Below are 22,577 nucleotides of genomic sequence, written 5' to 3' on the forward strand. Positions count from 1 at the left end.
TCCATATGTGATGTTCCGGCGCGTCGCTGGACGCAGCCGTAAGGTTGAAGCATCAGATGGAGAAGGCGGGCGGGGCGCGGGCATCCTTTATGGCGCCAGGCTCTCCGGGCGGCGCGCGCTGCGAACGCGGGCGGAGTGGATCGTCGTTCGACAGGACGGGCCGAAATTCGAACGATCCGGTTTCCGAAGGCTGAAGGGTCGGACCGACAGAACTGGCGGCCGCACACAGTGCGGAACAGCACTCCTTGACGATAAGTTCGAGCGGATCGACGTCCGGCTGGTCCGCCGTGCCCAAAGGCGAGCATATGATGAAGGCGGGCGCAAGCTGGTCGACCGCCATCCACGTCTTGGCATAGGACGTGGCGAGCCCTTGCAGCAGCACGAGATAGGTGATCAGACCGATCATGAGACCGGCTGTCAGGCATCCGCCTCTGGATGTTCCCCTATTGCGCATGCGCAACTCATGATCCCGGGCGTCCGATTTGTCACTGCGACATGTGCGCTCTGCCCGGCGCTTTTTCCCGAACCGATTAAACCTGGCGGAAGGGCGGGAAGCTCCCTTTCGCAGATACATGGACCTCGGCTCCTTCAGGCAAGCGGCCCTGCTGCATGACGTCGACCTGCAACTCCAGGCCGCCGCATTCGACCCAGTAGGTCATGTCATGCCCCTTGAACTCCACGGAGAGAATTCGGCCATTCGGCTTTTCACCTTCATGGGTACGACGGATGCTTATCCGTTCGGGCCTGACGGAGAAATGCACAGCGCCGGATACGGGCTCCGTCAAGGCTAGATCGCCCAAGGGCGTCTTGGCGACGCCGCGTTGTGCCGACGCTTCGAGCAGGTTGGTGCGGCCGAGAAAACTCGCGACGAAGGCATCGAGGGGTCGATCGTAAACCTCCTGCGCCGATCCGCTCTGGAGAATGCGACCATCGCGCATCACAGCGATGCGGTCGGCAAAACTCAACGCCTCCTCCTGGTCGTGGGTGACGAACACGATGCCGAGCCCAGACGATTTCAGGAGCCGTCTGATCTCGCGGCGGGCGGTGCTGCGCAGTGCGGCGTCGAGGTTGGAAAATGGCTCGTCGAGAAGGATTACCTCCGGCTCGCAGGCCAGGCATCGAGCAAGCGCAACGCGCTGCTGCTGCCCTCCCGAAAGCTGGTCGGGATAGCGGCGCCCAAGCCCTGCTAGCCCGACCATACCGAGATAGCGCTCGACCACTCCGGCCTCCTTGCGGCGGGCGCCGAACTGGATGTTCTCTGCGACCGTCATGTGCGGGAACAACGCATAGTCCTGGAACATCATGCCGACGCCGCGCCTTTCGGCGGCGACGCCGGTTATGTCGCGGCCGGAAAGGAGTATATGGCCCTCGTCCGGCGTCTCGAACCCGGCGATCATGCGCAGCGTGGTCGTCTTGCCGCAACCGGACGGCCCGATCAGAGCGAGAATCTCGCCCGGATAAATCTCCAGCGACAGGTCGTCGACCACGGCCGCTCCGCCGCGAACGAAGCGTCGCGACAGGCCTCGAGCCGAAAGAAGGGCGGGTTCTTCCATCGTCAACTCCCTCCGCTCGCGCGGCGCAGATCCCGGCTCTCGTGTTTCAGCATCAGTCCGACGAAGAGGCTGGAGAACAGGATGATGCTCAGCGCGAACGGCGCGGCCTCGCCCATCATGCCCTCGTTGGTGCGGCTGAAGACGTTCATTGCCAGGGTTCCATATCCCGTCGGAGCCACCAGATAGGTGATCGGCAGTTCCTTGACGACCATGATGAAAACGAGCAGGCCGCCTGCGGCAATCGGCCGGCGCAGCGGCGTGGCAGCACCACGCGGACAAATGCCTGGGCGGGAGTGGAGCCGAGACCACGGGCTGCTTCCTCCTGCCTGGTCCCGATCTGGAGGAGCGCCAGACGGATCGGCCCGAATGCCAGCACAAGGAAACTCATCATATAGGCGAAGAGCAGCAACGCGTAGGACTGGTAGAGGACCGGCGCGGCCTGAAGCGAGAAGAACACCATGGCCAGCGCGAATGCGAGCGGCGGTGTCGCATAGCCCAGATAGGCCAGCCGGTCGACCAGCGAGGAAAGCGGGCCGGGATGGCGCAAGGTCAGGAGAACGACAGGCAGGGCCAGCGTCGTCGTAAGTAGCGCGGCGGGACCGGCCGCCAAGAGCGTTCCGATCGCGGTTCTGCCAAGCTGGGCCAGATCCATTTCGGGAAGACCGAGCCGCATCCAGTGGATCAGCACAAGCAAGGGAAGCCCCAGAGAGCAGAGGACCACCATCACCAGGAAGGCCCATGCCAGGACCGCCCAGCGCCCGAGCGCGATCGGCCGCGCAGGCCTTGGTATTCCGGTCCCTGTGGAGGCAAAACGCATGTTTCTCGTCACGACCCGCTGGAGGCAGAGCACCGCCACCGTCAGCACCAGCAGCATCAGACAGAGCCAGGCTGCGTAGGTGCGGTCGAAGGCCCCGCTGTACTGCGTGAAGATGGCGTAGCTGAAGACCTCGTATCGCATCAAGGCGATGGCCCCGAAGTCGCCGACGACGTAGAGGCCGACGATCAGCCAACTCGCCACCAGCGCGGGCCACAGCAGCGGCAGGATGATGCGTCGGAAGATCTCCGATCGCCCCCGCCCGAGGCTTTGCGCCGATTCCTCCAGCGCAGGGTCCATTCCCAGAAAGGCCGCTCGTAGGTTTAGGAACAGATAAGGGAAAGTATACAGCGACAGTGCAAGACCTGCGCCCCAAAGGCCATGGAGCGGCGGCAGCGCGATGCCGAACCATTGCCGCACGAACCCATAGTAGCCGGAAATACCCAGCAAGGCGTAGGCCATCACGTAGCCCGGCATTGCCAGAGGCAGTGCCATCAGGAAGGACAGAATCTTCTTGAATCGGATGTCGGTGCGCGTCACGAGCCATGCGGCGGGCAAGGCGATCAGCGTGCCGATCACGAGCACGACGGCGACCAGCTTCAGCGTGTTGAGGAGCAGCAGGAGGTTTCGCTGACGGAAGACGATCTCGCCAAGTTGCGCCGGTTCCGCATCGAAAGCGCGAAGGAGCAGGTACAGAGCCGGCAGGCAGGTTCCCAGAGCAACAACGAGCGCGGGAAGCACCAGCAAGGGCGACGGGCGGGATTTGTGGCCCGCCCTCGCATGTGACGAAAGACCAGTCACGAGCCCGTTATAGCAGGCCGACCTCACGAAGCAGCGCAAGCGTCCCTTCGAGATCGCCGATCTGGTTGAGATCGACCTGGGGGCTGATCTCGTTCACGGTTTCGAGGGATTCAAGGGTGTCGTGCGGGATGATGCCTGAGCGCACCGGATATTCGTAGCCCTGGAGGGTGATGAACTGCTGGGCGGCCGGCGAAAGCAGGAAGTCGATGAACTTCTGTGCATTTTCCTTGTTGTCGCTCGCCTCGACGATGCCCGCGCCGGCTACGAGGATGAGATTGCCGATGTCACCGGAAGCGAACGGCGTCTGGCCTACCGGGAACTCTGCATCCCGCGCGGTGTAGCGGCCGAGATAGTAATTGTTGACCAGGCCGAAATCGACCTCGCCATTGGCAATCGCGTCGATCTGCGTGCCGTTGTTGCGGTAGACCTTCGCATCGTTGGCGATCATGCCCTCCAGCCACTCTTTGGTGGCCTCGTCGCCATGGGCGACGCGGAAGGCCGTGACGAACGCCTGGAACCCGCCATTCGTCGGTGCCCAGGCGACACGCCCTTTGTACTTCTCGTCGGTCAGGTCGGCGATGCCCTGCGGCAGATCATCCTCCTCGACACGCTCCGTCGAGTAGATCAGAACGCGGTTCCTTCCGGACGTCGCGACCCATTTGTTGGCATCCGACCGAAAGGCTTCGAGGACTGCACCATTCACCTCTGCCGGCAGTTCGGCAAACGCTTCAGAGAGCGCGCCGAGCGCGCCCGCATCCTGCGCCCAGAACACATCCGCTGGGCTGTTCGCGCCTTCCTCCAGCAGCAACGTCGCGAGTTCGGATGTGCCGCCGTAGCGCACTTCGGCGGTTATGCCGGATTCGGCTTCAAACTGCCTGATCAGCGGCGCGATCAGCGCCTCGCCGCGGCCCGAGTAGATGGTGACGGATTCAGCCAGGGCAAAGGTCGTCATGCCAAGCACCAGACCGAGGCTCGCCAGGATGGTTCTCTTCATTAATGTCTCTCCTGTATATATTTTTCCACACCCGTGAGGATGGGACGCTTGAAGCCGCGGTCGACGGATGCGGTCCGTGCGCCTTGGCAAAGCTAAGCCGGGCAGATGCGGCACATGTCCGCCATCCGCCGGCGAGCACACCAGGTGCGGCCAGTTAAGAAGACCTGCGGAGGTGGAAGTCCTGGCGAACGTTCACACGATCATCGATCGCGTCGGCTCAGATGGAGACCGCCCCTTGGTCCGTTGACGACAGATAACTATTCAAAAATTGTCCACTTTAATATCGGCCTAAGACCATTGGCCACACGTATGGGGCTAAAGTCCGATACGGTCAGCCCGCCGGCTCGGCGCTCCGCCAGACCATCGCAGCTTCCGTGCGGTTGCGCACCTGCAGCTTCTGCAGGATGCGGGTCACGTGGTGCTTCACCGTCTTTTCCTGCATGTCGCCTTGCCGGGCGATCTCCTTGTTGGAAAAGCCGGCTGCCACCATCTTGAGCACATGCGCTTCACGCGGCGTCAGTTGTGCCAGACGGCGGTTGGTTGGGTCCCCTATGTCTGGCTCCTTCGTCTGGAACCATCCCTCGGCGCCGTTGTGTCCGGACAGGATCGCCGCTGCCAGCGTCGGCGCAACGTGGCCCACTCCTCGCGCGATATCGCGCACCGCGTCGATCAGTGCGTTGCCTCCGACGCCTTTCAGAACGTAGCCCCGCGCGCCAAGCTTCATCGCCTTCAGGACGTCATCGCAATCCTCCGATGCGGTGAGCACGGCAACGCGCAACGCGGGCTGGCAAGCGCGGATATGCTCCAGCGCAGCGAACCCGCCACCCGGCATCGACAGATCGAGCAGGACGACATCCGGTTGCAGGTCGCGCGAAAGGTCGACAGCATCCTGTGCGCACGTCCCTTCGCCGCAGACGACGAGATCTTCCGTTTCGCCCAGCGCCATGGAAAGACCCTGGCGGAAGAGCGGGTGATCGTCGACGATCAGAACACGTGTCGTCATGTCATCGCCTCCTTGTCTTCCGGCAGACGCATGACGACGCGCGTTCCGCCGCCCTGGCGGCTGTGCAGATCGAAGCAGCCCTTAAGGCCAGCCACGCGCTCGCGCAGGCCCAGCAGGCCGAGTCCTTCTCCCCCTTCCGGTGGGGCGAATCCGGGACCGTCGTCGCAGACCTGGACCTCGATGCCGTCCGAAGACCTGGCGATCGCCACGGTCTGGCGTGCTCCATGCGCATGCTTCGATCCATTGTTGAGCGTTTCCTGCAGGAAACGATAGATGCAGGTCTTGGCCGCCGGCGACAGTTCTGGCAGATCGTCCTCCAGGTTCAGGACGACCTTGCGGCCCGTCCGCCGCTCATGCGCAGACACGACCTTCTTCACTATCGTCGCCACCGACCAGGCCTCTACCTCCGGCAACGCCAATCCGCTGCAGATATCACGGATCTCCTTCATTGCCTCATTGACGGCCTGGCGAACCTGTTCACGCCTGGAGTGTTGCGGGCTGTCGAGACGAAGCGCCGCAAAGGCGAGCAGCTGGACCGGTCCATCATGCAGCTCGGCGGAGATCCGCCGAAGGTTGCGCTCGTTAAAGTCGGCGATGCGATGGTTGGCCTGTTCGACACGCTGGGTAAGCCCCGTGTTTTGTTCCAGCAGCGCCGAAAGCTGATCGATCTGATCGTCCAGAGCCCGGCGCTGGAGCGAGATTGTCCTGTTGCCGCGCGCGAACAGTGCATAGAGCGCCGAGAACATGCCGAGGGAGACCAGACCGACGACGAACCAGCTCTTGACGCGCGCGTCGAAAAGATGCTCCCGCAGCCTCTCCGCGGTCGTGTAGAACTCCGCCACCGCTATAATCCGGCCTGTCGTGGCCGAGCGCACCGGGCTGTACACTTCCAGAAGCGGTGCATTCCGGTCGATATCGCTGACGATATGGGATTGGCGCGCCAGCGCCGCGTCGACCCTGCCTGCAAGAGCCTGCGCCAGACCGTCGCTCACATCGAAGATGCTACCTACAAGGTCGGGATTGTCGCTGAACACGATCCGGCCACTCGGGTCCCAGAGCTTGAACGCGGAGACTTCGTCGCGGAGCGCGCCGCGCCTGACGATGAAGTCGAGCTCACGTCTGGCTTCGTCTCCAAGGCTTCCTCCATCGTCCAGTTCCTGGGTCACAGGCGCGATGAGTGCGTCGACATAGAGCGCGGTGACCGCTCCCGCGCTGTCCGTGACGCCTTCCTCGATCTCGGACGTGACCCAGAGTCCGATGACAAGCATGCCTGCGATGAGCACAGTTCCTGACACCATCATGAATTGGGTGACGAGGTTTCCCGGTTTCGGGATCTGGCTCTCGCGCCTGGGTAGAATTGTTTCGCTCATCAGGTTCTCGACCAGTCTGACATTGGACCGCGGCAATCCACGGCCGTTCCTGCAGGCGGCCAGCGTGCTGGCACGGGGTGAACGCCATCATTGCTGAGACTATATCCGATGAAAGATCATTTTCACCGGTGCACTTGCGTCTCCTTCGGTGGACTGTGCCGGGGCTGTTGTGCTTGGACCGAAATGGCCGCCGGGCAAGACGCCAAACGTCAAAGGGGTCGATCGTCAAGAAATCTGAAATTGCCTCTTGATCCTCTAGCTGCTGTAGGTCGTATGAGTGCGCTCCTGAGATCCAGGAGTGATGAATGATGACGGTGCCGCAACGCCAGACGCGCTTTCGCGTGGAGGGGATGGATTGCGCGAGTTGCGCAGCCAAAATCGACACGGCTGTTCGTCGAATCGCCACAGTCAACGATGTGAGTGTCTCGGTCGTGGCCGGCACGATGACGGTGACCCACGGGCCTGATGCCGATCTCGATAGTGTCGCGCGCAAGGTCGGGAGCCTCGGCTACAAGGCTGCCCGTCTCACGCCCGCCGATGACGCCACTGCTCCCCGTGTCGCCGGCGCAGCACATGTCCACGGACCTGAATGCCGCCATGAGGGGCATCATCATCACGAGGGCCACACCCACGATGGCGCAGATCATCGACACGACCACGCACACGGACCCGTGGTGCGGGGGTCGGAGCACGAAAAGCACGCCCTTCACGGCATGCATGGTCATGATCATGCACCGACTGACGGTCCATGGTGGAGCACATCCAAGGCGAAGCTGACGATCATCTGCGGCGCCGCGCTCGCCGTCGCCTTCGGGCTGTCGCAGCTTCTGCCGCAGACGCAGCCTTGGGGTTTCATCGTCGCCATGGCGGTCGGTCTCGTTCCGATTGCGCGGCGGGCGCTGTTCGGTGCGATGAACGGCAGCCCGTTCTCGATCGAGACGCTCATGACGGTAGCTGCGGTGGGGGCCGTCATCATCAATGCTGCGGAAGAGGCTGCGGTCGTCGTCTTCCTGTTCCTCGTCGGTGAACTGCTGGAGGGCATCGCGACGGGGCGGGCTCGGGCCTCGATCCGCGCGCTGGCCACGCTGATGCCCAAGACCGCACTGCTGGAAAGCGAGGGCGGGACGCGGACCGTTCCGGCGGACAGCCTCACGGTCGGTTCGATCGTGATGATCCGTCCAGGCGATCGCGTGCCTGCCGACGGCGTCGTGCTTTCCGGGGAGAGCGCGGTCGACGAGGCACCGGTGACAGGCGAGTCGGTTCCCAAGCGCAAAGAGGAAGGCGACAAGGTGTTCGCCGGCACGGTGAACCAGGAAGGCGTGCTGCGTGTGCGCGTGACTGCGGCCGCAGCAGACAACACGATCGCGCGCATCATTGCGCTGGTCGAGGAGGCGCAGGAGTCGAAGGCTCCGACCGAACGCTTCATCGACCGCTTCTCCAAATACTATACGCCAGGAGTGATGGTCGTGGCGGCACTCGTGGCGATCCTGCCGCCGCTGCTGGGCGGCGCAGAGTGGAATACCTGGATTTATCGCGGCCTCGCAGTGCTCCTGATCGGCTGCCCGTGCGCCCTCGTCATCTCGACGCCGGCGGCGATCGCGGCAGGACTTTCCGCCGGCGCCCGGCGTGGCCTTCTGATGAAGGGCGGAGCTGTGCTGGAGAACCTGGGCAAGGTCGACCGCGTCGCTTTCGACAAGACCGGGACACTGACCGAGGGCAAGCCGAAGGTAACCGACATCGTCGGCGTCGCGCGCGAAGAGCGCGAGACTCTCCGCCGCCTCGCGGCTTCGCTGGAGGTGGGTTCCAGCCATCCACTGGCGGTTGCGATCCTGGCAAAGGCCGAGGCCGAGAATGTGCCCGTGGTTGCCGCGACGGAGGCGGCCGCCGTGGGTGGCAAGGGCGTGGTCGGAACGCTCGAGGGTGTGAAGCTGTTCTTCGCCTCGCCCCGGGCGGCCGGCCAGCAGGTCATGCTGGGCGAGGCCCTTTCCGCGCGCATAGCCTCGCTCAACGACGAGGGCAAGACGGTGTCGGTACTGCTGGCAGGCGGTCAGGTCGCCGGTTTGATTGCGATGCGAGACGAGCCACGCGACGACGCCAAGGCCGGCATCGCCGCGCTGCGTGAACTGGGTGCTGACTCTGTCATGCTGACTGGCGACAACCAGCGCACGGCCAAGGCGATTGCCGCCTCGCTCGGGATGGAAGCGCGTGCGGAGCTCTTGCCTCAGGACAAGCAGAAGATCGTCGGCGAGATGCGGGCGACGGGTTCGTTCGTCGCCAAGGTCGGCGACGGCATCAACGATGCGCCGGCACTTGCCGCCGCCGACATCGGCATCGCCATGGGAAGCGGAACCGATGTTGCCCTGGAGACAGCAGATGCAGCGGTTCTGCACGGCCGCGTCAAGGACGTAGCGAACATGGTGGCGCTGTCGCGTGCCACCATGCGCAACATCGTTCAGAACATCGTCTTGTCGCTTGGGTTGAAGGCGGTGTTCCTCGTCACAACCGTCCTCGGTGTGACCGGGCTGTGGCCGGCGATCCTCGCCGATACCGGCGCGACAGTGCTCGTCACCGCCAACGCCATGCGGCTGCTCGCATGGCGAGGCATCAAGGATGCCTGAAGCGCGGCCGGGAACTATGGACACGGAGGCCACGCGCCATGACCTTCGTCAAGCTGTTCCGCATTGCCATCGTGGTAGCAATTGCGGTCCTGGGCATGTTCCTGGTTGTGTCGACACAGTTGACCGGACAGCGCCAGCCCGCGGAAGCTTCGACCGGGGCGATGCGTATGGGCGGTCCCTTCTCGCTCGTGTCGCACGAAGGAGACCGCGTGGACAACCAGTCGCTGACGGGGCGATCCTATGTGGTGTTCTTCGGCTTCACCCCTTGTCCCGAGATCTGCCCGACGACGCTGTTCGAACTGACCGACCTTATGGGCGAGCTGGGTCCGGATGCGGACAAGCTTGAGGTCCTGTTCATCACCGTCGATCCCGAGCGCGACACTCAGGACATGCTGGCCGGCTACATGACGCCATTCGACAGTCGCATCACCGCGCTGCGGGGAACGGCCGAGGAGACCGAAGCCGCCCTTGCCGCATTCTCCGCCTACGCGGCAAAGGTACCCCTCGAAGGCGGCCAATACACTATGGACCACACGGCAGGTGTCTTCCTCATGCGGGGCGACAGCAGCTTCGGTGGCATTCTCGATATGCACGAACCGCGCGATACGAGGCTGGAGAAACTGCGCCGTCTCGTGAGCGCCTGAACGGGACAAGACGATGCTCGACAAAGTGACCGGTAAATCCGTTGAAGACTGGAATTCCTGGTGGCTTCTGGTCGCCTGGCTGACCGCGGCCGGGTCGACGCTGGCAGCTCTGTTCATCGGTGAGATCGTGGGGCAGGCTCCGTGCAACCTTTGTTGGTTCCAGCGTGTGTTCATGTTCCCGCTCGCCATAATGCTCGGCATCGCGGCGTTCAGGCTCGATGTCGGTATCAGAATCTATGCATTTCCTCTGGTCGCAGTCGGCGCTGCGATCGCGGCGTTTCACTCGCTGATTTACTTCGGCCTCACTGATGAGGGCATAACACCATGCGCGCGCGACGGCCCGTCCTGCTCGGGCGCTGACATGACCATTTTCGGCGGCGTGCCGCTGCCGCTCGTGTCGCTGCTCGCGTTCCTCGCGATCGGCGGCAGTCTTGCCTTGTGCCGACCTGGAGTTTTCAAATGAACCGTCGACAGGTGACCATCCTATCCGTTGGATTGGCCGCAGGGGCAATCTTCGGTGCGTCTGCGCTCTACTACAATCGCGCCGGCAGCCTCGATCCGTCCGGCGCCGAAGCTCTCGTGAGGGAGCATTCTCCGGTGATGGGGCCGCCGGACGCTCCGGTGACGATCGTGGAGTTCTTCGATCCCTCGTGTGAAGCCTGCCGGGCCTTTCATCCCCTCGTGAAGAACATCCTTGCGCAGTATCCCGATGACGTCAGGGTCGTATTCCGTTACGCAGCTTTTCATGACGGTTCGGATCAGGCGGTCGGGATCATTGAGGCCGCACGACGGCAGGACCTCTTCGTGCCGGTGCTCGAAGCTCTTCTTGCCGCGCAGCCCGAGTGGGCCTTGCATGGCAACCCGAACCTCGACCGCGCGTGGCAGGCCGCCGCCGCTGCCGGCCTCGACCTCGAGCGCGCGCGCCAGGACGCGACATCGGCTGAGGTCGCGGCTGTGCTGCGGCAGGATACGAGCGATGTCGACGCGCTCGGGGTCAGGCAGACACCGACGTTCTTTGTGAACGGAAAGAGCTTGCCGTCTTTCGGACCCCAGCAGCTGATTGAGCTCGTCGAGGCCGAAGTGCAGCTTGCTCGCCAAGGCGGGTGAACTGATCGGCAATGTTTGAGCGCACTGCTGAAAGGCAGGATCACTCGTGCTCGATCTTGAGTTCGCCTGGCGGGTCCACCTGCACGGTGACGTGGTCGATCGCATAGCGCTCCTTGAGCCAGGCCGAGACGAGCGGCGGGAGGCTGAGCGGATCCGTTCCTGTCGCCGGGCTGACATGGACCGTGGCAACGCTCGTCTCGTCCGTCAGCGTCCAGGCGTGAAAGTGGCCGGCCTCGGCAACGCCCGGTATGCCTGAGAGCCCCCGCTCAGCCTCGATCGCGTCCACACCTCGCGGAACCGCTTGCAGCAGGACGCGGATTGAATCCGAGACCAGGCTCCATGCGGACCTGACGACGAGCCCCGCCACCAGCACCGAAAGGATGGGATCGAGGATCGTCCAACCGGTCAGCATGATCCCGATCGCCGCGGCGATTGCACCGACGGATCCGAGCAGGTCGCCGATGACATGCAGAAACGCGCCCCTGAGATTGCTATCGCCCTTGTTGCCCGACCACAGGATCCAGGCGCCGGCAACGTTCACGCAAAGGCCGATCACCGCGACGATCAGCATCGGGCCCGCCAGTATCTCGACCGGCGCGTTGATGCGTTGCACTGCCTCCCAGGCGATCCAGGCCACGAGCAGCAGCAGCGTCGCACCGTTGGCAAGCGCTGCCAGGACCCGCACCCGATGGAAGCCATAGGTGCGCGTGGCATCCGCCGCGCGGCGAGCGATGCGATAGGCGATCAGGGCGAGCAGCAGCGCGGCCGCGTCGGAGACCATGTGTCCCGCATCGGCGATCAGCGCGAGCGAGCCTGAAAGCCAGCCGCCGATCGCCTGCACGATGGCGTATCCGGCGGTGAAGACGAGGACGAACCGGATTCGCCGTTCATTGGAGGAGGTCACGACCTGTGAATGATCGTGTCCGTCCTCGTGCGCGTGCCCTTGATGGTCCGTTTTCGAGATCTCTGGATTTCCGGTCACATCAAGCTCCTCTGGAAAGACGCCTCATGCCCCACCACGCTACAGGTGCGAGCAGCACGACGCTCGCCATCCCGGGAAAATAGGCAAAAAGCTCTGGGGCAAACCAAGGGAAGACGATAAGGTGCGCGAGCTCGGTGATGCCCATGGCGGCGAAGAAGGTCCAGGCGAGATAGGAGCCGAAGCGATATCCGCGCATGACCAGAACCGGCATCAGCAGCCACGCTCCGACGGACAGCAGCACCAGCATGATCACCTGCCAAGAAGCGGTATCGGGAGTGACTATGCCGGTGATCGTCGCCAGCTTCTCGAAGAAGCCCATCGAGTACTCCTCGACGCGGTGAAGGGCGAAAAGTGCCAACGCCAGAAAGTACGGGATCCTGATCGCAGTGAAGGATGGGGATGCCGGAAAGAACAGCCACAGCACGAACCCGCCGACGAATCCGGAGGTGAAGATTAGCATCGTCCAGAAGCCGAAAGCGGCATAGCCGAGGGCAAGAACCGCTACGGTGAAGAGAAATGCGGCTGTGACGGTATAGGAGTTGCTGGTCATGGTCGGCCCGGCAACGCGAATGTCCAGGCACGCAGGATTAGATCCTGATCGGGCTTGTTCGGCCCACGGGTGCTTACTTCGTATGACAACCCGGCGTTGCTCGAAAGTGTGCAAGGGCCGTCGGTCTGCTGCTTATAGGATGCGGTTTCGCGGATCATGGGTGGCTCGCCTGATGCAGTCTTGACCCAAACTGCATCCTCTAGCCGCTAGAGGAGCAAGCGAAATTTGCACGCTGGAATCGGCCCGCGATGAAACAGCTACTCAGTCGAGTGTCGAACATCGCGCTCGGCTGCCATCGCGATCATGGTGCATCAGACCGTTGCTGCGGCGAGATGAGCGCGACGAACTGGTAGAGCGCGACGCCTGCATAAGGTGAAAGGCCGGCACCCACATCAGAAGGCCGGAAAGCTGCTGGTCTTCCAACGGGGTCAGGCCGAAAGCCAGCGTCGTGGTGAAATGCGGGGCAAAAAGGGGCTGCCGGGCAAAAACGAGCAGGGCGCCAAGAAATCCCATCTGCATGATCGTCGCCAGCAACGCCAGCACGACACTGCCCCGATGAGCGCGCGGCGCAAAGACCTCTCGCCAGAGTAGCCATGCCGACAGGAAGAGGGTCGCTTGCATGAGCCAATAGGCGGAGTGCGATGAGAGCGCGAACGCATAGGGAGCGGGCGCGTGCCAAATCCAAACCATCGCGGCGTGCAGGATGACCAGCGCCGCCAGCGGCAGCGTCGGCCCCTTGGGCCACGGAAACGCGATCGCCAGCAGCGGTGCGATACCGCCGATCAGGATGAGGTGATGTGCAACCCTTGCCGAGAACAGAGCCGATGAAAGCGCGCAGAGCGGAGAGATGAAGGCCAGAAAGATCAGGGCATAGGCGGCGACAAGGCAGGTTCGCCCCATCCTGTCGTTGCGACCGCCCAGGCGCCAGACGATGAGCCCGATTGCCAGAGCGCCGAGGAGGAATGGATCGAAGTTCCAGCTTGTCCAAAGGTTCGACGGCACCGGGGCGGATCCGCAGTATGGATTGAAGCTTTCAAATGGCATGACGCAATGTCTCCCCGACGTTGTACCAGGCTTTTGTGAGCTTAAGCGTCTTAGTCTACCGCGTTAGTGGAAACTATGGGCCTCGAACTTTTCTCGTGGTTCAGGTCGCAGATTACGTCCCGGGCCTTGCCCCCGCCGCCAGTAAGTTTTGCTGCAATCGACGAAGTAAGCATGTGGGCCAATTCGAAAAACGCGGCAGGCATTGTAAAAACGGCTCGACCGTGAGATCGCGAAGCAGCGCACGGCTCGGGTTCGGTGTAGGAACGTCGATCCAGCGTCAGCGGACGGTGCATGGAACCGTCGGCACGGTTCCATGCACGCGCCAACAGAAATGCCTGAAGACTCAACTGGCCTTTTGTCCCTGATCGCTTTTTGCCGGCTCACTGATCGCATTGCCGGTTTCCTTACCAAGCACCGCCTCGGTGATCGAGTTGGGGAGACGTCGGGGCGTCTCGAGAAGCCCCAATAGCGGCATAACGATGAGGAAGAAGCCGAAATAGAACAGCGTCGAGACCTGCATCAGCGGCACGTAGACGCCTTCCGCGGGCTTCGCTCCCAGCCACCCGAGGAAAAGGGCGTTGGCTGCGAAAAGCCAAAAGAACAGCTTGTACCAAGGACGATAGACCGCCGAGCGAACCTTTGACGTGTCGAGCCAGGGCACGAAGAACAGTACGGCGATCGCGCCGAACATCGCGAGCACACCGCCGAGCTTCGCGTCGATGGGCCCAATGTTGAAGGTAATCGCTCTCAGGATCGCGTAGAACGGCAGAAAGTACCATTCGGGGACGATCTTCGCGGGCGTCCTGAGCGGATCGGCTTGAACATAGTTGTCCGCATGGCCGAGATAGTTCGGAATATAGAAGACGAAATATGCGAACACGATCAGAAAGAGCACCATGCCGACCGCGTCTTTCGCCGTTGCATAAGGCGTGAAGGGCAACGTGTCGGTCTTGTGCTTGACTTCTATTCCAGTGGGGTTGGTCTGTCCTGTGACGTGCAGCGCCCAGACGTGCAGGACGACCACGCCCGCAATCATGAACGGCAGAAGGTAGTGGAGCGCGAAAAACCTGTTCAGCGTAGGACTGTCGACCGCAAAGCCGCCAAGCAAGAGCTGCTGGAGCCATTCTCCGACCAGCGGGATAGCGGTGAAGAATCCCGTGATCACCGTCGCGCCCCAGAAGCTCATCTGCCCCCAGGGGAGTACGTAGCCCATGAAACCAGTAGCCATCATCAGGAGGTAGATGATGCAACCGAGGATCCACAGCAGCTCGCGAGGTGCCTTGTAAGAACCGTAGTACAGTCCGCGAAAGATGTGGAGGTAGACGGCAATGAAGAAGAATGATGCCCCGTTGGAATGCAGATACCGCAGGAGCCAACCCGAATTGACGTCGCGCATGATCTTCTCGACCGAGTCGAACGCCGTTGCGGTGGTCGCCGAGTAGTGCATCGCCAGCACGATTCCGGTCGCTATCTGGAGGACCAGCATCAGAGTGAGAATGCCGCCGAACGTATAGGCGTAGTTCAGATTGCGCGGAACAGGATAGGATACGAAGGAATCATGGACCAGTCGCGGAAGCGGCATGCGTGCATCGACCCAGCGGCCAATACCTGACTTTGGGACGTAGCTGGATGGCGACCCCGACATTCTGTTCCCCTCCTTATCCGGTCGATCTGCGGAGACACAATCCGGAACGGGTAACACCTCAAGTTGCTAGAGCTTCAAGACCCTTCGAGGCTTCTTGATGCGACAAATTTGCCCGCACGACATCGAGGTCCGAGGACAGGAGGCGAGATGGCGGGCACCTTGAGCATCATCTCAAACGTGCTACATCGGCGGGTAACGAGAGGATTGCGAGGACCATGGGCGCAAGGACGTACTCGATCGGCGAGGCGGCAAAAGAGAGCGGGGTCAAGGTGCCGACAATCCGCTACTACGAGGATATCGGCTTGCTTGGGAGAATCGCGCGCAGCGACGGTAATCGGCGCTTCTACGACCGTTCCGACCTCAGCCGCCTCTCCTTCATCCGCCACGCGCGTGAGCTTGGATTCGAGGTGGATGCGATCCGCACGTTGCTGAGATTGCAGGACGATCCCGACCAAACTTGCGAGGCTGCTGACGCAATTGCCAAGGCGCGCCTCGACGATGTGGAGCGGCGGATCTCAAGCCTGAAACTGCTGCGCTCCGAGCTCAAGAAGATGATGCACGAGTGTGCTGCCGGCCGGATCAGCGAATGTCGCGTTATCGAAATACTCGCGGACAGCAGTCACCATCACGGCAGGCTCGTCGAGCCTTGAACTAGGCTCGCCAAAGTGGCGGCTATCTTCTCATCGTTGTGCGAGCCAGGATAGCGGCACGATGATCGCGAGGAGGATTGGCTGGTGCAGAAGGTATATCGCGAGGCTGCGGCGCCCCATCCAGACGAGCAGGCGTGCTGGTGTTCGGGCGGCGAGCACGTTCGCGTAGGTGGCGTCCAGGCTGGCTGACAGGAGCCACTTTGCCACGGCCATGCCCATCAGGGTCAAGCCGACCCACGGAAAGATCGGCACGAAATCGTTGCTGGGCGGCACCTGCTGCGCGAACCCGATCCAGGCCAGCCAGCGCGTGTCGAAGATCGCAGACCGCCAAAGCATCGGCATGGAAAAGACGGTGATGCCTGCTAGGAGGCATGTCCATGCGGGCGCCCGCAGGAACAGCGTACCGATCAAAGTGGCCGCAGCGATCGCGTGCAGGATGCCAAAGTAGATGAACGTCCCCGGAAGGACATACCACGTCACGGCCGTGATCGCAGCGGCGGCCGTGGCGATTTTTGCCAAGCGTTTGAAGTAGCGAAAGGCCGAAAGCCGCTCCGGTCCGCCAGTACGAGACCGACACCGACAAGGATCATGAAAGTGCCGGCAAGGCTACGTCCGAATGCCAGCCATAGCGGATGATTGGCGATGCCGGCAATAAAGCCCGTGAACTCCAGATCCCAGACGAAGTGGAACAGGACGACACCGGCGATGGCGGCGCCGCGTACGGCGTCGATAGCCCATAGTCGCAAGGAATTCGTCATGCAATGCCTTCACCCAAGGTTCCACGGGACACACAATAGGAGCTCGACCTACTAGAGGTTCAATCCCGATTTCTTGCTCGCTTGCGCGAACTATCGAGCGCAGTTCGACCTACCACTATGGCATGGTGCGCGAAGGGATGGACTGCCTCTCGCTGCGACCGAGTTGAAAGGGCGCGCTCGCGGATCACCGAACGTCGCCGCGCGAAATCAAGAACGACGCGCCGTTCCAACTCCTGCCCCAATTCCGCGGCACTGGTTGCGGCTGGGCAGTATGACGGGCTTGGGGGTATCTGATGTCTGATTGGATCAACCGACGCAATGTGCTGTTGGGCGCGAGCGCGCTGGCAGCAGGCGGCGCTCTGTTTTCTGTGGAACATGGCTGGACGCAACCGGCAGATGGCGACCGCTCCAACCACGCTGTCCTGGTGGCTGTGACCGAGTATCCGCACCTTCCGCCCAGCGCCAAGCTGGTCGGTCCCAACAACGACGCGCAACTGGTCTACGAGTATCTGATGGGCTCCGCGCCTGTCACGTTCGCGCCGGAGAACGTTATCCTCCTTGCGGACGGGCTCGATAACGCGATCTCGCCGAGCCGCGATGCGATCCGAAGAACGCTCGACGATCTTGTGACCAAGGTTAGAGGCGGCGACTTCGTCTATCTTCATTTTTCGGGTCACGGCACGCAGCAGCCGGCGATGGACCCCACTGTCGAGCCGGACGGCCTGGACGAGATTTTTCTTCCCCGCGATACCGGGCAATGGACGGATCGAACCAAGGGCGTGCCCAACGCGCTGATCGACAAGGAGGTCCGCGATCACCTGCAGGCGATCCGCGACAAGGGAGCCTTCGTCTGGGTGGTGTTCGACTGCTGCAATTCGGGTACGATGACGCGCGCCGTCGGGCTGACCGATGGCGAAGAGGTGGAACGCAGGGTTCTTCCTGCCGATCTCGGGATACCGGATGCGGTAATGGCCGAGGCGGCCGCGCTGGGCGAAGCGACGCGCGGAACGGGGAGCCCGCCCCGCGCCAGAACGCGCTAGGGCTGATCTCGACGAAACCGACAGGTGCGGAATCGGGCTCCCTCGGCGGCATGGTTGCATTTTTCGCCTCGCAAACCACGGAGACGACGCCCGAGATGCCGCTGCCGCGCGGCGCGGCGGACGCTACGAGGCTGGGGCTCTTCACCTTCACGCTCTACAGCATGTTGGCCGAGAACCCGGCCGTCACCTATCGCCAACTCGGGCAGGCGATCCTTCAGGCCTATTCCGGAAACAACCGTACGCGGCCGACTCCGCTCTTCGAGGGAGATCTCGACAGGCCTGTGTTCGGTATGAGCAATGCCGATCGCATCGCGCAATGGGCGATCAGGGTCGATGGGAATGCGCTCGAAATACCGGCCGGAATGCTTCACCGAGTGTCGCCGGGCGCGAAGCTGGCTATTCTGTCGTCGCCGGGCGCCACGCTCGATCAGACGCTGGGCTACCTGGAGGTAACCGCCGCCAGGAACCTGACCAGTCGCGTGGTGCCGGTTGCCCATGAGGGGCTTCCCGTGATCGCAGTCGCCGACATCCCGCTAGGCGCCTATGCGCGCCTGACCGAGGTTTCGATCGGTTTCGAGCTGGTGGTGGCACGCCCGCAGGACGAGGCTGTAGATTATTCGGAGGAGGTAGCGCTTCTGAATGCCGCTCTCGACAGAATCGCCGGCGATGAACAGGTGCCTGTGAACCTGCGTTTTGTCGGTGTGAGGGACGACGCGGACGTGAAGCTGGCCGTGATGAGCGAGCAGGAGGTCGCCAGGCTCGTTGCAGCTCAGGCGGACGGGCCGGAAGCCGGACGCGCCGCTCTCGCCGCCGAACCGCGCGTATGGCTATTGCCTCCTTCGGCGGAGCTGTCGCTGGATGACGGACGGCGCGCCCCCTCGCTATCCCTCGCGGGCGCGACCGCCGACGAGATCGCCGGCAAGCTCGCTGAGAACCTCGTAACCATGTTCCGGGCAACCAGCCTGTCCCGTCTTTCCGCGGCCTCGGACTTTAGCCCGGATCAGTTCAGCGTCGGCTTCTCCATCAAACGGCAGGAAACGGGCGGCACGGAGCCCTTGCCGCCCGGCGTCGTGCCTGTCGTGCATCCCGGCGACCAGGTGCATCTCGAGACGCGCAACGGAACCTCACGACCGATCGACATCAACGTCCTTTACATCGGCAGCGACTATTCGATCGGCCACATGTATGCCGAGCGCCTGCACAGCGGAAACGAGATCACCGTTCCCCTTCTGGAGTTCACCTCATCCAGCTTCGGCATCGAGCGCATGGTGGTCGTCTTGTCGGAAGCCGCCCCGCAGACGCCGGTGGAGGATCTCAGCTTCCTCGAGCAGGTCGGAGTGCGTCAGCAATCCCGCGCCGCCGGTGCTGGCACGGCCGGATTCGGAGACCTGCTGCGTGATGTGGCCGGAGCCCCGGCAACGCGTGGAGCTGCGAGAATTGGCGACAGTTCGCGATCGAAAGGCTCGGTCATGATCTTCCCGATGGAAACGCTACCCCGTGGGTGATCTTCGCCAGGCGGTGCCCCGTGACGGGGGCCGAAGGGCAGCTGGGCATTGTCGAAATCGTCAACTTGGCAGATCGGCCGTACCTGCCAGGCTGGGGATCGCTCGACGACCGATCCGATAGACAGAAGCCGGCGGAAAGTTGCGGAACTCCGTTCCGACCATCTCAACCTTCAGATCAAGACGTCGCAGGACGCTTTCAGGAACAGGGTTTCTCCATCCATAGGTGAACTGGAAAAAGCCTGCTTCCGGTTCCAGCAGCGAAAATGCCCCGGCAAGGATCCGCAGCACTTTGGAAGCCGGCATTGCCAGCAGCGGCAGTCCGCTGATGGCCGCTCCATAGAGCTTTGGCTGGGGGAGATTTCTCATTGATAGACGCGCAGCGTCGGCGCGCACGATAGTCGCCTGGGGGTAGCGCCGCGCAAGCATGTCACCAAATTCGTCTCCCAGCTCAACCAAGGTTAGATCCTGCTGCCGCACGCCTCGGCGGATCAACGCCTCCGTGAACACCCCGGTGCCAGGCCCGAGTTCGATCACCGGCCCAATCCCTGGGTGAACATGCCTGGTGATCAATGCAGCGAGGTGCTGGCTCGAGGGGATGGCAGCACCGACGCGCAAGGGGTTGGTGAGCCATGCACGCAGGAACGTTAGCGCGTCGGCCGATTGGGGCATTGTTTCAATATCTCGCTGCCGAGTGGAGTCCCTCGCAGCCGGGAAGGTGTTCGAGGTTTCCCCGCGAATCATCCGCTCGGCTGGATAGGTGGCTGATGGTCCCACCTCTAGCAGCATGAGGTTCAAGTCCTCGCTTCGCGGATCCTCAAGACCTTCCATCGCGATCAGGTGCTCGCCACGCCCGACGGTCATGGCCAATGAGGAATAGATCCGTGAAGCGCGGGCTGGAACCTCTGAGCCGGCCAGGTCATATTCGAGCCCAATTCTCTCCATAGTCGGATCGGATCAAGCTGCGAACGAGGCCGTTGGCGCTACTCCGCGGAGGCGTTCCAGGACTGGTTACGTTTTTACGGCGTGGAGGAGTTCCTCGTAGCAGGGGCGATACGCGTGTTGACCCTGATGGTCTTCACGCTATGAGAGACATTTATGAAAGCCTGAGGGATAGCAGCTACAACAAATGCCGTCTGTCGACGACACTCTTGCTGCGTTGGGAAACGAACCGCCGTTGGTTGTCGGCGGCCGAACGAAGCCCCCGGACCGGCGTGAAGTGTCGATCCGTTGGCTATCGGGAACATTTCTGACCGGCGTTACCTCAAGTGTGCTGATGGGCGCGGCGTTGTTTGCAGCCCTTGACGGTCGCGAAGTACTGGCCACGCCCCCTGAGACCCTTAACCTCGCTGCAATCGAAGGACCTACTGGCCGGCAGGTCAGCGCCAAGGCGGGCCGATTGGTGCCGCTGCGCAATCTGGCCAGCTTGACCGACCGCAGGCGAATGGAACTGGCGACAATGACCCGGTCGGGCGACCGCGATGTGTTGCGCACGGTGCCGTTTGTGCAGGCCCGAATGTCACTTGCCGCGGGCCACGCGACGAGCCGGGCATATCCTGCCTTCGACGGCCTCGAAATTTTCGCCGAGGAAGGGGCAAATCAGTTCACCTCGAGCACAGGCATTCTTTATGGTGCCAGCATCGAAAACATAGTCCGTTTGCGGACGATCGATTTTCCCCTTGATACCGAGTCCTTCGACCCGAGCAATGCACTGTCGGCCGATGAGGTTGAGTTCGTGGTACGGAATCTTGGCGCAATCCTCACAGATGGCGATGTGCGGGTGGCGGCTCTCCATTTCGTCGACCCTGAGCGTTTCGGCGATCTGCAGCCCACAAATGGCACGGATGGGCCTACCGGCATTAGGATTGTAGCGGAGAATGCGTCGGTGGCTAACCGGGGGAAAATGGACGATCCCATTATCGACTATGCCGAGGACGTCATCCCCTTCCATGCCGAAGGCGAGATTAGGGAAGCGCTGGAGCGGGCAGGCTATGCGAGCGCTGATGCAGATGGAATGGCGACGGCGCTTTCCACCATGCTGGGGACGCCGGTGCTGAGGGCCGGCAGTGTTCTGCGGCTCGGTATCGAGGCGCGTCGCGGGGAAAGCCGCATCGTGCGAGCGAGCGTTTACGATACAGACCGGCATGTGTCCACGGTCGGGCTCAACGACAGGCTGCAGTATGTGCCAGGAAGCGAGCCGGAGCCAAGTCCCGCGGTGCAGGCGGCGTTCGACACCACTCACCCGCCCTCGATGTACAGCCGCGACGATCCACCATCCCTCTATGATGGAATTTACCGAGCCGCTTTCTCTCACGGGCTAACGCGTTCGATGACCCGGCAGCTGGTTCGATTGCTCGCCGCGGATGTCGATCTTCAATCGGGTCTCGATCAAGCCGACCGTATCGAGGTCTTCTTTTCCCAGCCTGATGGTGAGGATAACGCCACACAAGACCCGAACTCCTGTTCGTGCGGGCCAGCGTGGGCGGTGCCGAGCGCGCATTCTATCGCTTCCAGATGCAGGACGGCACTATCGGCTATTTCGACGAGGGTGGCCGCAGTGCGCGACAGTTTCTCCTCCGGAATCCGATTCCGAACGGGAGATTCACATCTGGCTTCGGCAATCGACGCCACCCGATACTCGGCTACGCCCGCGCTCATACCGGAGTCGATTGGGCGGCCCCCGAGGCACGCCGATAATCGCTTCCGGCGACGGCGTCGTCGAACAGGCGGGCTGGAGTGGCGGCTATGGCCGTCAGACCATTATCAGCCACGCAAACGGCTATCAGACCACGTTCAATCACCAGAGCAGGATTGCAGATGGAGTGGTCCCGGGCGCGCGGATCCGGCAAGGCCAGATTATCGGCTACGTAGGCTCAACGGGCCTTTCGACAGGCAACCACCTTCACTACGAACTGATCGTCAACGGCTCCAAGGTGGATCCGATGCGAGTGCGTTTGCCGGCCGAGCGAACGCTCACAGGAGATGAGTTGCAGGCCTTCCTGGCCGAGCGAGCGCGCATCGATGGAGCTCTGCTTCTGGAGCAAGCACGCTCAACGGCTACCCTACGTGCGCCTGTCTAGCGGCCGAAAGCATTGTAGGGAACTGGAGTGGATACCGCTCCGACCGAAGAATCACACGAACAACAAGTCAATCATTACGGCGGCGACCATCATTCCGACCGCGAGGGCTAGCGTGATCTTCACTTACTCGCTTGCCGTCCACCGAAGATCCATGAGAAGCGTCTCGTCGGAATTTGCGAGGGCAGCACCGCCGACGGCTCCAGGTGAGCGTTCCGCGAACACTACCCGGGTGGAAAGGTGAAAGAAGGCGTCGGCGAAAAATTGCCACTGAAGCGCCTTCGTCACCACGATCCACGCGCGATGTCTTAGGCAACCCGATCCATCGGCGCCTGTCTTTTTCGGTTGAACCTCTAGCTGGGTGAGGTTCTAGACATCTGCTGACCGTTTCGTTGGAAGCGAATGAACGGCGCGATATCCAACCG

Annotated in this window: 21 protein-coding genes and 1 pseudogene; 8 read left to right on the plus strand and 14 right to left on the minus strand. The window is 62.3% G+C overall.

Going from position 1 to position 22,577, the window contains the following annotated elements; translation table 11 throughout:
* Nucleotides 1-52 precede the first annotated feature (52 nt).
* The 7 genes from HK436_RS03705 to HK436_RS03730 form a co-directional block, all read right to left on the minus strand.
* Nucleotides 53-406 (minus strand): hypothetical protein, encoded by a 354-nt coding sequence (locus tag HK436_RS03705; protein ID WP_173187425.1) that lies wholly within the window; start codon nt 404-406, stop codon nt 53-55.
* Between the two features lie 124 nt (nt 407-530).
* Nucleotides 531-1,553, minus strand: a complete 1,023-nt coding sequence (locus HK436_RS03710; RefSeq protein WP_173187427.1) for an ABC transporter ATP-binding protein — start codon at nt 1,551-1,553, stop codon at nt 531-533.
* Nucleotides 1,554-1,555: 2 nt separating this feature from the next.
* Nucleotides 1,556-1,702 (minus strand): hypothetical protein, encoded by a 147-nt coding sequence (locus HK436_RS30875; protein WP_210261672.1) that lies wholly within the window; start codon nt 1,700-1,702, stop codon nt 1,556-1,558.
* The gene (locus tag HK436_RS03715; RefSeq protein ID WP_312860556.1) at nt 1,699-3,108 is read right to left on the minus strand and encodes an ABC transporter permease; all 1,410 of its coding nucleotides are present in this window, start codon (nt 3,106-3,108) and stop codon (nt 1,699-1,701) included. Before HK436_RS03715 ends, HK436_RS30875 begins: the two co-directional genes overlap by 4 nt.
* Nucleotides 3,109-3,175: 67 nt before the next feature.
* Nucleotides 3,176-4,162, minus strand: coding sequence for an iron ABC transporter substrate-binding protein (locus HK436_RS03720; RefSeq protein ID WP_173187429.1), 987 nt, complete (start codon nt 4,160-4,162; stop codon nt 3,176-3,178).
* Nucleotides 4,163-4,493: 331 nt separating this feature from the next.
* The gene (locus tag HK436_RS03725; protein ID WP_173187431.1) at nt 4,494-5,165 is read right to left on the minus strand and encodes a response regulator; all 672 of its coding nucleotides are present in this window, start codon (nt 5,163-5,165) and stop codon (nt 4,494-4,496) included.
* Complete coding sequence (locus HK436_RS03730) at nt 5,162-6,535, minus strand: sensor histidine kinase (RefSeq protein ID WP_173187433.1); 1,374 nt, start codon at nt 6,533-6,535, stop codon at nt 5,162-5,164. Before HK436_RS03730 ends, HK436_RS03725 begins: the two co-directional genes overlap by 4 nt.
* Nucleotides 6,536-6,843: 308 nt before the next feature.
* Here HK436_RS03730 and HK436_RS03735 point away from each other — a divergent pair, with 308 nt between their 5' ends.
* The 4 genes from HK436_RS03735 (at nt 6,844) to HK436_RS03750 (ending at nt 10,904) form a co-directional block, all read left to right on the plus strand.
* The gene (locus HK436_RS03735; protein ID WP_173189907.1) at nt 6,844-9,153 is read left to right on the plus strand and encodes a heavy metal translocating P-type ATPase; all 2,310 of its coding nucleotides are present in this window, start codon (nt 6,844-6,846) and stop codon (nt 9,151-9,153) included.
* Nucleotides 9,154-9,191: 38 nt separating this feature from the next.
* On the plus strand, nt 9,192-9,797 hold the full coding sequence (locus HK436_RS03740) for an SCO family protein (protein ID WP_173187435.1): 606 nt from the start codon (nt 9,192-9,194) through the stop codon (nt 9,795-9,797).
* A gap of 13 nt (nt 9,798-9,810) precedes the next feature.
* Nucleotides 9,811-10,260 carry a disulfide bond formation protein B gene (locus HK436_RS03745; protein ID WP_173187437.1) on the plus strand — a complete coding sequence of 150 codons (450 nt, stop codon included), beginning with the start codon at nt 9,811-9,813 and terminating at the stop codon, nt 10,258-10,260.
* 137 nt (nt 10,261-10,397) lie between these two features.
* Nucleotides 10,398-10,904 (plus strand): DsbA family protein, encoded by a 507-nt coding sequence (locus tag HK436_RS03750; RefSeq protein WP_312860557.1) that lies wholly within the window; start codon nt 10,398-10,400, stop codon nt 10,902-10,904.
* A gap of 40 nt (nt 10,905-10,944) precedes the next feature.
* On the opposite strand, the gene HK436_RS03755 is transcribed toward HK436_RS03750, so the two are convergent.
* The 4 genes from HK436_RS03755 to HK436_RS03770 form a co-directional block, all read right to left on the minus strand.
* The gene (locus HK436_RS03755) at nt 10,945-11,886 is read right to left on the minus strand and encodes a cation diffusion facilitator family transporter (RefSeq protein WP_312860483.1); all 942 of its coding nucleotides are present in this window, start codon (nt 11,884-11,886) and stop codon (nt 10,945-10,947) included.
* Nucleotide 11,887: 1 nt separating this feature from the next.
* Nucleotides 11,888-12,436: a hypothetical protein gene (locus HK436_RS03760; protein WP_173187441.1), complete on the minus strand. Its 549-nt coding sequence runs from the start codon at nt 12,434-12,436 to the stop codon at nt 11,888-11,890.
* A 261-nt stretch (nt 12,437-12,697) separates the two neighbouring features.
* Nucleotides 12,698-13,438, minus strand: a complete 741-nt coding sequence (locus HK436_RS03765) for a cytochrome c oxidase assembly protein (RefSeq protein ID WP_206680477.1) — start codon at nt 13,436-13,438, stop codon at nt 12,698-12,700.
* A 385-nt stretch (nt 13,439-13,823) separates the two neighbouring features.
* Entirely contained in the window at nt 13,824-15,125 is a 1,302-nt protein-coding gene (locus tag HK436_RS03770) for a cytochrome b (protein ID WP_173187443.1), read from the minus strand.
* A gap of 215 nt (nt 15,126-15,340) precedes the next feature.
* Here HK436_RS03770 and HK436_RS03775 point away from each other — a divergent pair, with 215 nt between their 5' ends.
* Entirely contained in the window at nt 15,341-15,775 is a 435-nt protein-coding gene (locus tag HK436_RS03775) for a MerR family transcriptional regulator (protein WP_173187445.1), read from the plus strand.
* 30 nt (nt 15,776-15,805) lie between these two features.
* Here the strand turns inward: HK436_RS03775 and HK436_RS03780 are convergent.
* Nucleotides 15,806-16,533: pseudogene (locus HK436_RS03780) on the minus strand (heparan-alpha-glucosaminide N-acetyltransferase).
* A gap of 293 nt (nt 16,534-16,826) precedes the next feature.
* Here HK436_RS03780 and HK436_RS31050 point away from each other — a divergent pair.
* Complete coding sequence (locus HK436_RS31050; protein WP_244648502.1) at nt 16,827-17,573, plus strand: caspase family protein; 747 nt, start codon at nt 16,827-16,829, stop codon at nt 17,571-17,573.
* A 50-nt stretch (nt 17,574-17,623) separates the two neighbouring features.
* Nucleotides 17,624-19,078 (plus strand): hypothetical protein, encoded by a 1,455-nt coding sequence (locus tag HK436_RS31055; protein WP_244648504.1) that lies wholly within the window; start codon nt 17,624-17,626, stop codon nt 19,076-19,078.
* Between the two features lie 60 nt (nt 19,079-19,138).
* On the opposite strand, the gene HK436_RS03790 is transcribed toward HK436_RS31055, so the two are convergent.
* Together HK436_RS03790 and HK436_RS32835 are read right to left on the minus strand one after the other, a co-directional pair.
* Nucleotides 19,139-19,945 carry a class I SAM-dependent methyltransferase gene (locus HK436_RS03790; RefSeq protein ID WP_312860484.1) on the minus strand — a complete coding sequence of 269 codons (807 nt, stop codon included), beginning with the start codon at nt 19,943-19,945 and terminating at the stop codon, nt 19,139-19,141.
* A gap of 649 nt (nt 19,946-20,594) precedes the next feature.
* Entirely contained in the window at nt 20,595-21,221 is a 627-nt protein-coding gene (locus HK436_RS32835; protein WP_312860485.1) for a hypothetical protein, read from the minus strand.
* A 280-nt stretch (nt 21,222-21,501) separates the two neighbouring features.
* On the opposite strand from HK436_RS32835, the gene HK436_RS32840 reads away from it, so the two are divergent.
* The gene (locus HK436_RS32840; protein ID WP_312860558.1) at nt 21,502-22,155 is read left to right on the plus strand and encodes a M23 family metallopeptidase; all 654 of its coding nucleotides are present in this window, start codon (nt 21,502-21,504) and stop codon (nt 22,153-22,155) included.
* Nucleotides 22,156-22,577 lie beyond the last annotated feature (422 nt).

Source organism: Neoaquamicrobium sediminum (assembly GCF_013240295.1).
GTDB lineage: Bacteria > Pseudomonadota > Alphaproteobacteria > Rhizobiales > Rhizobiaceae > Aerobium > Aerobium sediminum.